Here is an 11,864-nt window from a genome sequence, read left to right as displayed (position 1 = left end):
TTACTTCCGGCACCTGTTCACGGAGTTGCCGACGCGTTCACTCGCCGATGATATGTCGGATCTGATGCCATGGAATGTTGATCTGAGCGATGTGGAATAAGGCTTCACCAGTTCATTAATCGCTTACATAGCAAGCTCCGAGACGTTAGTGATCTCACCTTCAAATCTCACATTCCAGTCTGCATCGCACAGTTTGTAGTGTTTCCCAATCATCCAATCCATGGCGACTACCTCTCTTTGAGTGTCCTCAGAGCATAGATTATTCATCAGTACATGATTTGCCGATGACACAGACTTTGACATAAAAGTGGGGTAAGTGAGGTAGGTTTCGGTAGCTAGGCTATGTCACCACACGGGACAAACAGTTCGCACTGCGAACTTTTAGAGCTTTGTTAGATGGCGTAACTACGGTGGAATGGGGGATACGGTGTTGCAAAAGTGCTAATTAAACGCAACTGCTGCTCAAAAGAACTCACCAGTTCTCAATCGCGGATACTGCATCTCATAGCGTCGCACTCTGGGGGTGCGGGCAGAAAAAGAGAGAGCATGAGATGATAGCGAGACGTTTAACACCGTACCAGTTTGTACAAGAGTTCTATCCTGGCTTAGGGTTGCAGGAGAGTTTGGTGGTTAAGTGGATTAAGCAAGGCAAGCTCAAAGGTGGGAAGATGAGGCTTGGTGTCTATTATGTTTACATCGACTGATGAGAAGCCTTTGCATCACTGAGTGTTGATGTTCATGAGTGAGGTTAGGGGGTTATAGCGATAAAACCCCCTATAGCCGTTCCCAAAATCCCGAAAATCGCTGCCCATTTGACCATAGGTTCACTGGAAGATTTTACACCCATGGCTATCGAAGCCACCACTAGCATTGCAGCAATGGCTCCCCAAGCCTTAGTGTCTTCAAAACCTCTGAAGAAGAGTACTGCCAGTACATAGATACCAGTAATCCAAGGTATTGATACCTTTAGTATCTTGTCACAAAGCTCGATGTTACTCTTCATACATTTCCTTAAACTCAATCGCAAAGCCCATCAATAGATTGCCAGATCTCTTTTGGCAAACCGTAACGAACTTCCTGCGTGTCGTGTCTCGGAAACTTGTCCTTGGCTCCCCAGAATTCCGACCTAAAGTTCGCAGTGCGAACATTTAGAGCATTTTTTGATGAGGTGACCACGGAAGAACGCGGGGTGCAGGGGTTGTGAACATGTTAATTGAGCCAAATGCTGCGCAAAAGGCCGCTGCCTTGAATTCTCCTTCAGTATTGATCATGTGACTGGCATCACTCGGTCACGTTCACCACCGCTAGACCTATGTTGGGCGGTACAAGAAGGCTTATAGCCTTACTGTATGAGGGAATTACTATGAATCCAGAAATGCATGTGCGCGTGCCAATGTACTGTTGGGAAAACATCCAGAGCAACTTCGGTGACATGATGTTTGAACAGCTGTTGTTTGGCTACCACCAGGAAGACATGGATGCGAGCTTTGCTCCTAACCATGAGAATGCCATTTGTGCCCTCGGAAAGCGTGAAGGAAAGTGGATCCTTGACTGCGGAAAATGGCAAGAATCGTTCAAGTCCAGAGCTACTGCTATCAAGTGGGCAAGAGATAACTTAGCGGTAAAGGCTTTCAGGGATGTTAACTTTGCATTGTATGATGCAGGTAAACCAGATACCTATTCGTGGGTAGAGTACATCTCCGAGCAAGATACTCGGGAGCGATTGGAAATGCTCTTCAATCGCTTTGGCTTTATAGCACACCCGCTTTTCATGTATAGCCCGTTCAAGTCTTGCCGCATGCCCAAAAAACCATCTGCTAAGGTTTGGCGCATTGTTGATAAGTACATATCAGAGTTAGATGAGCAGGAAGACCTTGAAGTGCCATACTCCGCTTGGCTGCTTGATCTTCCTCGTGAGCCAGGTTGCTACTATGTCTGCAAGCGTGGGAGTGCCGAACTGCAGAAAGTAGAAGTGATTCGTCATGAGGAGGACGGCTTTTGCCCTGAGTTCGTTCTCAGTGTTTTGGAAAATGACGGTACGACCTACGCACTTTATGGCGAGAGGAACTGTGAAAAATGGATGTGGTGTCACTGCTACGAATGAGAGTAGATCGCCGAAGTGTAAGGGCTCACAGTTGTGGGCCCTTTGTCTTTAGGTGACTGAAAAAGTTCGCACTGCGAACGTCCTTACCAAAACTCTGCAGGTCCTGTCACTCTGACAAAAAAGAGTGACAGGACCTCTACTCCGCAATTTTACTGGGCTACAGCACAAGAAGATTGAATGCTCAGCGAATGACGCCGAAGGCATGGCGCTCCCTGCGCCACACTCCCTTGATGATTTCAAATGCATAGACAACAATTAGACATGTAACACCTCGCGGCTATTGCTGCACAGACTACTTCGAACTGAGAACCCACAAACAACCAGCGCATTCGACTCCTCAAGCCCTACGGGCATCTGGATGTTGGCAATTGTTCACGGCTCACGGCTGTTCAATTGTTCGGAAATTCTTATCCGCGCAGTAGTCATCGTCCCAATATCTCTTGCTTGTTCGAGAGGCACTTTTAAAGAAAGTGGGGGCAATAACACTTATCTATCATACGACGTACCACGACTGCTGCACCTTACGAACTGCGAACGAAAACAGCCATGACAAAGCCAGCCCTGCGTTGGCTTTTTTTGTTCATCAATTCACAAGGAGACGGTCTCATGGCGACCAATTTCATGTGCCAGGCCAATCAGGTCTTGCGAAGAAACCGCGACGGTTCACATGCAACACAAGCTGAACGTAAGAAGGTCATCCAGCTTATAGACAAAGAGCTCAGGGAGCTTGGAGTGAAGAAGCTGGAACTCAGAAATCTGAAAAGAAAGCATATCGACAAGCTTTTGAAGCACTGGAATGAGAGTGGAAAGGCAGCTGGCACCATCAAAAATCGTATGTCCCACATACGCTGGCTGGCAGAGAAGATAGGTAAGTCTGGCCTAGTGCCTGCCAGCAATACGAGTCTTGGTATCGCGAAACGTCAGTATGTGACGAACAAGAGTAAAGCCAGACACTTGTCGGAAACACAGTTGAAAGCAATTGGGGACCCACATTTAGAAGCGGCCCTTCGCATGCAGAAAGCCTTTGGTCTCAGGCGGGAAGAAGCGATGAAAATCATCTTAAGGGATGCCGATAGAGGAACGCACCTCCATATAGTGAAAACCAAGGGGGCTAGGCCTCGTGACATTCCAATCCGAACTGAAGAACAACGAAGTCTGATCGATGAAGTGAAAAGCTTGGTAGGAGCCGGTTCATTGATCCCCCCTGAGCTCAAGTACGTGCAGCAGTTGAGACGCTTCGAGAAAGCTTGCATCGAGATTGGCTTGGATAGAAGTCATGGGCTTCGGCACGCATATGCACAACAGCGATACCTTGAGCTGACAGGATGGTGCGCTCCTGCTGCGGGAGGGAAGAGCTCAAAAGAGCTTACTCGAGAAGAGAAGCTTACGGATAGGGAGTCCCGCCTAATCATCTCAGAAGAGTTAGGCCATTCCAGAGAGGATGTAACTGCCGTCTACTTGGGACGGTGAGTTTTGACTGCGATACTCTGGCTAATGGAGTCATCGCATCAAGTTATATCGGAAACATCGGGCTTGCTTACCCGTTGTTTTTTTATCATAAAAGTGGGGGAGAGACACTAGATCTCAACCCGGGTGAGGTGACGAATGAAGCAGATTGATGTTGTTCTAAGCGAGCTATATCAAGATGCCAGTGAGGCAATCCTGGGCGAACCCGAGATTGCCGCTCATAGAAACAGTAGAGATGTCGCAGCAACTCTCGCTTACTTTATGGTGTATGTCGACAACCTGACGTTCGAACAGTATGGCAACGAGTTACAGGCTCGTTTAGTGGGGATAGATGCAACATCGCAGCAAAAAGCGACTGCTCAGTAGATGTTCGCAGTGCGAACACCTACTGAGCAGCCTTTCCGTTCGCACTGCGAACTAGCCATCACGTCGCTAGGGGTAGCAACGAGCTACCCCTGAGATTTTTCGCTTTGGCAAACACCATCGCTGCTGTTATATATTCTTCTAGTGTTTTGAAGCACAAACGACGAATATTTATTGGATAAACCGTTGGCTCTAGCTATTGAATTTATCTGAGCCACTATACCTTCTGCTTGGTAGTAACGTCTGGTGTAATCCTTATCGCACCAATCTTGATGTCTAAGGTTCACTCCTAGCTTAGAAAACTCTCTCATTTGGACGAAAATTTCCTGTTCTGCAACTGCTTGCGCTTTCGCTTCAATTGCTACAGCCGAATACTCTGCATATAAGCTCTGAAAAGCTAGGGCTTTTTCATTGTACGAGTCTATTTCTCTTTTTAATTCGGATTTTTTATCTTGAACCTCAGCTAAAGCTTCCTCGAGTTTTATGGTCTTTTCGTCGTTAGCCGCTTGTTGCGCTCTTAGCTGCAACTCTTTGACCGCAAGGCTTTCTTGAAGTGTTTGCTTTATATCAGACTCATATGCTTTTTTTTCAGATTCAAGTTTTTCACGTTCTAGTTTTAGGTGTTGTTGTAGTTTTTCGAGTTCCTGTTTTTTCTGAGTAAATGCGACTTTTGAGTCAGCATTCTGCTTTTCAAAGTCAATTTGCAACTCATGTAATTTGTCTCGCTCTTTGTTGATAAAGTCTTGTTTAGCGAGTAAATCATTGTATTGGTCGTTGACGTAAACTAAAGCGGTACCGCAGAGAGATAGAACTACGAATAATACCGCGATGAGATATTTTAATGGTGTACTTGCCGCCATACTGTGAAACTCCATTTTTATACTGAGTGCATACACATACTGTACTAACATACAGTATGTGATTTTTGTTGCATAGTTTTTTTGGGGGGATTACTACTTTGGTTGCTCCCACCATTCTTTTAACCCACTTTATTGCTCTATTGAGTATTTGAATATTGCTTAGATTGTTGCTGCGGTTTTGCTGCAATGGTGGTTGTTAAAAGTAGGTATCAGATTACATTGGGGCAAAGATCTGTTCGAAAGTGGGTGAGGGGTATTTAACTCAAAGAGTGGGAGGTTTAGTACCAACTCTTTACTGCACCCACTACTACACCTTAAAGTGCAAAAAAAGCAAAAGGCCTGAGTGGTTACTAACCTCTCAGGCCTTTCTGTATATGGTGGCCCCTCGCAGATTTGAACTGCGGACCAATCGATTATGAGTCGACTGCTCTAACCACTGAGCTAAGGGGCCGTGTAGGGAGTTGATTATAAGGGGTGGAAGCAGGGGTGTCTAGACGTAACCACACCCTATTCAGTATGCTTTTTAGCCACTTAGTTCAAATCGCAGAAATGAAAAAGGCGAGCAGTGCTCGCCTTTCCAATATTGCTTCAAATACGCTTGGATTATTCGTCCAGGAAGCTGCGCAGAACTTCTGAGCGGCTTGGGTGGCGCAGTTTACGCAGTGCTTTCGCTTCAATCTGACGGATACGCTCACGCGTTACGTCAAACTGTTTGCCCACTTCTTCCAGCGTGTGGTCGGTATTCATGTCGATACCGAAACGCATACGCAGAACTTTTGCCTCACGTGGTGTCAAGCCAGCCAATACTTCGCTGGTTGCCATTTTGAGGTTGTTCATGGTTGCGGAATCCATTGGCAGCTCGAGGGTGGTATCCTCGATAAAGTCGCCCAGATGTGAATCTTCATCGTCACCGATTGGGGTTTCCATGGAGATTGGCTCTTTGGCGATCTTCAGCACTTTGCGGATCTTGTCTTCTGGCATTTGCATGCGCTCTGCCAGTTCTTCTGGCAGTGGCTCACGACCCATCTCCTGAAGCATCTGACGTGAGATACGGTTCAGTTTGTTGATAGTTTCAATCATGTGAACAGGGATACGGATAGTACGTGCCTGATCTGCGATTGAACGGGTGATTGCCTGACGGATCCACCATGTTGCGTAAGTCGAGAACTTGTAACCACGACGGTATTCGAACTTGTCTACCGCTTTCATCAGGCCGATGTTACCTTCCTGAATCAGATCCAGGAATTGCAGGCCACGGTTGGTGTATTTCTTAGCGATAGAAATAACCAGACGCAAGTTCGCTTCAACCATTTCTTTCTTCGCACGGCGAGCTTTCGCTTCACCGATTGACATGCGACGACTGATGTCTTTAACGCGCTCTACAGAAAGGCCAGTTTCGTCTTCAACGATTTTCAGTTTCTGTACGCAGCGGCGAAGATCTTCTTCGTACTGCTTCAGGCGATCGACGTATGGCTTTTCTGAAGCCAGTGCTTCATCTAGCCAGCTGTCTGACGATTCGTTGCCGCTGAACAGTTGTACAAAGGCTTTCTTCGGCATTTTCGCTTGGTCTACGCAAAGGCGCATTACGATGCGTTCTTGTGTGCGTACGCGATCCATCGTGTCGCGCATTTCGTTGACCAGGCGGTCGAATTGTTTTGGTACTAGACGGAACTGCTTGAACACTTCTGACAGCTCGGCGATGGCGCCAGCGGTGTCTTCGTGGAAGCGGCCGTTTTTCTCGATTGACAGTTGCATGCCTTCGTAAGCCACACGCAAGTCGTTAAACTTTTCGCGCGCTAGCTCCGGGTCGATGCCGGTATCTTCTTCTTCGTCATCATCATCGTCGTCGCCGTCATCATCCTCATCTTCCAGTTGCTCTTCGGTGAGCTCTGAACCGATGTGGGTGGCGGTAGGTGCGATGTCTTCCTGGTTCGGGTCTACGAAGCCAGAAATGATGTCTGTCAGGCGAAGCTCTTCTGCTTCTACTTTGTCAAACTGATCGAGCAGTGATGAGATGGAGCCAGGGTATTCGGCAACCGATACCTGTACTTGGTTAATACCATCTTCGATGCGTTTGGCGATGTCGATTTCGCCTTCGCGGGTAAGCAGTTCTACTGTACCCATTTCACGCATGTACATGCGTACTGGGTCAGTTGTACGACCTATTTCAGATTCAACGCTAGAAAGTGCTGCTGCTGCTGCTTCGACGGCATCTTCGTCCGCGACAGTTTCAGACATCATCAGCTCATCGGCATCTGGCGCTGTTTCCACCACCTGAATACCCATGTCGTTGATCATCTGAATGATGTCTTCTATCTGATCAGAATCAACAATGTCTTCCGGTAGGTGGTCATTTACTTCTGCATAGGTTAGATAGCCTTGTTCCTTACCTTTTGCGACAAGCAACTTTAGCTGTGACTGCGGATTTTGATCCATAGACGATATCCAACTTCGGGTCTGAGTGAAGAATTTAGTATGCGGAAACGCAAACTGCCAATTTTAGCAAAATACAAGTATGCTGGCTAGTTTCTAGTCGGGTCGGCTTTGTAATAATAGCCATAATTCCCGTCTCTCTTCGGCTGATAAGCCGACGCTTCGATCTTTAGCTTGAAACTTGTCTATTTGTTGTTTGACACACTGGTCTAGAATTTTATCCAGTGAGTCTAAAAAAACGTCTAATACATTGTTTTCGTTGATAGGTAGTTCCCAACTTGCCAATTTGGCCAACAATGCCTCTTGTTCTGTGCCGCGCCAATGTTCGAGCAGCTGTCCTGTCGTAATATTGGGACGGTTTCTGCAAAGTTCAAGCATGGTGGTGAATAAATTTAAGCCGGGCATGCCGAGCTCTTCCACCCCATCCAGTGGCGGTACGTTTTCTACAAACCCTGGATTCTGCAATAACAGGGTTATAACTTCGCGCATCGGCGTGCGTTTCATTTCCGGCAAGGGCTTGCGCGTTTGCGTCTGTCCTTGTCGTCTGATGAGCTTTTCAAGTTGTTGCTCATCAGGTAGACCTAGCTTCTGGCCCAAAATGTTACGTAGGTAGAGACGAAGTGTGCCACCCGGCACTTTATCAATCAGTGGTACGGCCAAGGTGGTGAGCTTGGCTTTGCCTTCCTGACTGCTGGTGTCGACCTGTTCCATGAGGGTGTTAAATAGGAATTCGGATAATGACATTGCGCCTGCGAGACGCTGCTCAAAGCCTTCTTTACCTTCCTGTCGAACCATGGAATCTGGATCTTCACCATCTGGCAGGAACATGAATTTGAGCTGGCGTCCATCTACCAAATGTGGAAGTGCCTGCTCCATTGCGCGCCATGCGGCGTCACGTCCCGCTCGGTCACCGTCGTAGCAGCAAATCACGTTGGAGGTTTGGCGGAACATGGTTTGCATATGTTCTGCGGTAGTGGCGGTGCCCAGTGATGCAACGGCGTAATCAATGCCAAACTGCCCCAGCGCGACAACGTCCATATAACCTTCAACAACGAGCAATTGCTTGGGCTCGCGGTGTGCCTGCAACACTTCGTACAGGCCATACAACTCACGTCCTTTGTGGAATATCGGTGTTTCCGGTGAGTTGAGGTATTTCGGTGTACCATCGCCAATGACGCGGCCACCAAAACCGATAACACGTCCACGACGGTCACGAATAGGGAACATCACGCGGCCACGGAAGCGGTCGTAACGGCGTCCGTTGTCGTTTTCTATCAGCATGCCGGTTGATACCAGTGCCTGCTGGCTGGTGTTGTCACGGCCAAAGCGTGAACGCACCTGATCCCATTCGTCAGCGACGTAGCCAATCCCAAACTTCTGCACTATTTCACCGGAAAGGCCACGGCCTTTGAGGTAATCAATCGCTATCTTACCCGCTTCATTACGCAGCCCACCCTGATAAAACTGGGCGATTTGGCCCATCATCTGGTAAAGGTCGCGTTTCTGATCGCTGCGTGCATAAGGCCCTTTCGGGGCACCACCGCCGGATTGCTCTCTTGGTACATCCAGACCAAGTGAGGATGCTAATTCTTCGATGGCTTCGACAAATTCAAGGCGATCGAACTCCATGACGAAGTCGATGGCGTTGCCGTGCGCACCACAACCAAAACAATGATAGAACTGTTTCTCTTGGCTGACGGAGAAAGACGGGGTTTTTTCGTTATGGAAAGGACAGCAAGCACCGTAGTTTTTGCCTTGCTTTTTAAGTTTCACCCGCGCGTCTATTAGCTCGACAATATCGAGTCGTGCTAGCAGATCATCAATGAATGAGCGTGGGATCTTTCCTGCCATAAACCTTTATGCGTTCGGTGAATAAGAGAAGAGGGTACTCTCAGTATTTGCTACTGAGCGAATACGAACAAGCCGCGCACTCCAAAAATGGATAGCACGGCTTGTTTGCAGGTCGGATAAAAGTTAGGCCAGATTAGCTTTAACCAATTGGCTGATTTTACCCATGTCAGCTCGGCCCTGAACCAGAGGTTTCAGAACGGCCATGACTTTACCCATGTCTTGCATGGAGCCTGCTCCAGAAGTTGCGATGGCTTCTTTCACCAGAGCATCAACTTCTTCGTCGCTGAGTGGCTTTGGCATGAACTCTTCCAGAACGGAAATTTCTGCCAGTTCCACATCAGCCAGGTCATCACGGCCTGCTGACTGATATTGCGAAACAGAATCACGACGCTGCTTAACCATTTTGGTCATCACTGCCAGCACTTCGTCTTCGTTCAGAGTTTTCTGACCGTCAACTTCTTGCTGTTTAATGGCAGCCATGATCAAACGGATAGTGCCAAGACGAGGTTTGTCTTTGGCTTTCATCGCCGTTTTTTGTTCGTCTTTCAGACGTTCAATCAATTCCATCTCGCAATCCTGTATTAATCGTAATTAGTACAGGCGAACGCGACGTGCGTTTTCGCGAGCCAGCTTTTTCAGGTGGCGTTTAACTGCAGCTGCTTTAGCGCGTTTGCGAACGGTAGTCGGCTTTTCGAAGTGCTCACGACGGCGAACTTCAGAAAGGATACCTGCTTTTTCACAAGAGCGCTTGAAGCGACGCAGTGCTACGTCGAATGGTTCGTTTTCACGTACTTTAACTACTGGCATGTGCCTTTCACCTCAGGGGTTAGTCAGTTATCGCTGGAGACAGATTGACCAGCTTTGATTAAAAATGGTGCGGAATTCTAATCCGATACTAGGGTGCTTGTAAAGCATAACTGGTGAATTTGATGCCGCCCATGTAAGATTGCCGCCTGATTTAGAAACCAGCAGATCGAAAGCGGATCGATCTGTGATCCAAGTGAGCTGAGGTGTTATGCGAATTCTGGGCATCGAGACGTCGTGCGATGAGACCGGCGTGGCTATTTATGATGATGAAAAAGGTCTGTTAGCGCACCATTTATACAGCCAGGTAAAACTGCACGCTGATTACGGTGGTGTGGTGCCTGAACTGGCTTCTCGCGATCACGTTAAGAAGACGATTCCGCTGGTTAAAGCTGCGCTGAAAGAAGCGGGCCTGACGCCGAAAGACTTGGATGGCGTGGCTTACACGGCAGGCCCGGGTCTGGTTGGGGCGCTTTTGGTCGGCGCGACGATTGGCCGAAGCTTGGCTTACGCGTGGGACATTCCTGCGGTGGCGGTTCATCATATGGAAGGTCACTTGCTGGCGCCGATGCTGGAAGATAACCCTCCTCCGTTCCCGTTTATTGCGCTGCTGGTCTCTGGCGGTCACTCGATGATCGTTGAAGTAAAAGGTATCGGTGAATACCAGATCCTTGGTGAATCGATTGATGATGCTGCCGGTGAAGCGTTCGACAAAACCGCGAAGCTGATGAACCTGGATTACCCAGGCGGCCCTCTGCTTTCTAAACTGGCAGAAAAGGGCGACAGCAGCCGCTTTACGTTCCCACGTCCAATGACCAATGTACCGGGCTTGGATATGAGCTTCTCTGGCCTGAAAACCTTCACCGCCAATACCATTGCCGCGAACGACAATGACGACCAAACCCGTGCTGATATCGCCCGTGCGTTTGAAGATGCCGTCGTTGATACCTTGGTGATCAAGTGTAAGCGAGCACTGAAGCAGTGCGGCATGAAGCGTGTGGTGATTGCTGGCGGCGTAAGTGCTAACCGTCATCTGCGTGCCAAGCTGGAAGATCTGGCGAGCAATATCGGCGGAGAAGTTTACTACCCACGTACTGAGTTCTGTACCGACAACGGTGCCATGATTGCTTACGCTGGCATGCAGCGCCTGAAAAACGGCGAGCACAATGATTTGGGTGTGAAAGCTTTCCCACGCTGGCCGATTGATACGCTTAAGCCGATTGAGGCGTAAAAGCGAAAAGCAGACCTCTAGAACAGAAAAAGCGGCAACTGAATTTCAGTGCCGCTTTTTTATTTGTCTATGCGAGGCCCCTGAGACCTCAAATCTCTTTCCCTTCCTGCTCTTCGCTCTCTGTCAGCTTCTTCTTTTTGTTCCAGATCTTCTGCTCTTCGCCACGGATGAGACGTTTAATGTTTTCCTGATGACGGAAAATGATAAGACAGGAGAGCATGGCGACAGGCATGGTGAACTGGGGTTTGACCATCCAAGTAAACAGTGGAGCAAATAAAGAGGTTAGTAGAGCACCGACAGAAGAATAGCCCGTGACTAAAACGGCAGCTATCCATGTCCCTAACATCATGCCGGTGAGGTCTAAGCCTATAGGTGCAATGGCACCAAGTGCAGTTGCGACCCCTTTACCGCCACGAAAATGAAAGAAAATGGGGTAAATATGGCCAAGGCAGGCCGCGATACCAATCAGGCCGAGCATGAAAGGGTTGACGCCCAACAGGTAGCTCGCCCAGACAGGAATGGTGCCTTTAAGCATGTCGCATAGCAGCACAAGCGCCGCAGCAAGCCGGCCACCTAAACGGAATACATTGGTGGCACCTGGATTACCTGAACCTTGTTCACGTGGGTCTGGCAGGCCATAGAGACGACAGATCAATACTGCGCTGGATATGGAACCCAGTAAGTATGCAAGTACAATCATCAATAGGCCAAAAGCAGTCATTCAGTCATCCACGTTGAACATTCGCTAGGG

General features: G+C 48.4%; 10 protein-coding genes, 1 tRNA gene and 1 pseudogene. 4 read left to right on the top strand and 8 right to left on the bottom strand.

Annotated elements, in window-relative coordinates; all coding sequences use genetic code 11:
• Positions 1-748 precede the first annotated feature (748 nt).
• Complete coding sequence (locus GMA8713_RS16170) at positions 749-1,003, bottom strand: hypothetical protein (protein ID WP_062712197.1); 255 nt, start codon at positions 1,001-1,003, stop codon at positions 749-751.
• Positions 1,004-1,363: 360 nt separating this feature from the next.
• Between GMA8713_RS16170 and GMA8713_RS16165 the strand changes: the two genes are divergently transcribed.
• From GMA8713_RS16165 to GMA8713_RS16155, 3 genes are all read left to right on the top strand, one after another.
• A complete protein-coding gene (locus tag GMA8713_RS16165; protein WP_062712194.1) occupies positions 1,364-2,104 on the top strand; it encodes a hypothetical protein in 741 nt (246 codons plus the stop codon).
• 606 nt (positions 2,105-2,710) lie between these two features.
• A complete protein-coding gene (locus GMA8713_RS16160) occupies positions 2,711-3,574 on the top strand; it encodes a phage integrase N-terminal domain-containing protein (protein WP_062712193.1) in 864 nt (287 codons plus the stop codon).
• A gap of 135 nt (positions 3,575-3,709) precedes the next feature.
• Entirely contained in the window at positions 3,710-3,937 is a 228-nt protein-coding gene (locus GMA8713_RS16155; RefSeq protein WP_062712191.1) for a hypothetical protein, read from the top strand.
• 83 nt (positions 3,938-4,020) lie between these two features.
• Here GMA8713_RS16155 and GMA8713_RS16150 read toward each other — a convergent pair whose 3' ends face one another.
• From GMA8713_RS16150 to rpsU, 6 genes and pseudogenes are all read right to left on the bottom strand, one after another.
• Entirely contained in the window at positions 4,021-4,794 is a 774-nt protein-coding gene (locus tag GMA8713_RS16150) for a hypothetical protein (RefSeq protein ID WP_062712188.1), read from the bottom strand.
• Positions 4,795-5,169: 375 nt separating this feature from the next.
• Positions 5,170-5,245 (bottom strand) — tRNA-Ile (locus GMA8713_RS16145).
• Between the two features lie 152 nt (positions 5,246-5,397).
• Positions 5,398-7,242 (bottom strand): annotated as a pseudogene (gene rpoD, locus GMA8713_RS16140) (RNA polymerase sigma factor RpoD); the annotation flags it as partial.
• 81 nt (positions 7,243-7,323) lie between these two features.
• Entirely contained in the window at positions 7,324-9,078 is a 1,755-nt protein-coding gene (dnaG, locus tag GMA8713_RS16135; protein ID WP_062712182.1) for a DNA primase, read from the bottom strand.
• A gap of 123 nt (positions 9,079-9,201) precedes the next feature.
• Positions 9,202-9,645, bottom strand: coding sequence for a GatB/YqeY domain-containing protein (locus tag GMA8713_RS16130; RefSeq protein ID WP_002537657.1), 444 nt, complete (start codon positions 9,643-9,645; stop codon positions 9,202-9,204).
• Between the two features lie 24 nt (positions 9,646-9,669).
• Positions 9,670-9,885 carry a 30S ribosomal protein S21 gene (gene rpsU / locus GMA8713_RS16125; protein ID WP_002537656.1) on the bottom strand — a complete coding sequence of 72 codons (216 nt, stop codon included), beginning with the start codon at positions 9,883-9,885 and terminating at the stop codon, positions 9,670-9,672.
• 208 nt (positions 9,886-10,093) lie between these two features.
• Between rpsU and tsaD the strand changes: the two genes are divergently transcribed.
• Positions 10,094-11,113: a tRNA (adenosine(37)-N6)-threonylcarbamoyltransferase complex transferase subunit TsaD gene (gene tsaD / locus GMA8713_RS16120; protein ID WP_062712179.1), complete on the top strand. Its 1,020-nt coding sequence runs from the start codon at positions 10,094-10,096 to the stop codon at positions 11,111-11,113.
• An 88-nt stretch (positions 11,114-11,201) separates the two neighbouring features.
• Here tsaD and plsY read toward each other — a convergent pair whose 3' ends face one another.
• Complete coding sequence (plsY, locus tag GMA8713_RS16115; RefSeq protein WP_062712176.1) at positions 11,202-11,834, bottom strand: glycerol-3-phosphate 1-O-acyltransferase PlsY; 633 nt, start codon at positions 11,832-11,834, stop codon at positions 11,202-11,204.
• Between the last annotated feature and the right edge of the window lie 30 nt (positions 11,835-11,864).

Source organism: Grimontia marina, assembly GCF_900060185.1.
In the GTDB taxonomy this organism is placed as follows: domain Bacteria; phylum Pseudomonadota; class Gammaproteobacteria; order Enterobacterales; family Vibrionaceae; genus Enterovibrio; species Enterovibrio marinus.
The sequence above is the reverse complement of the archived record's forward strand: the minus strand, read 5'-3'. Positions and strand labels throughout refer to the sequence as shown.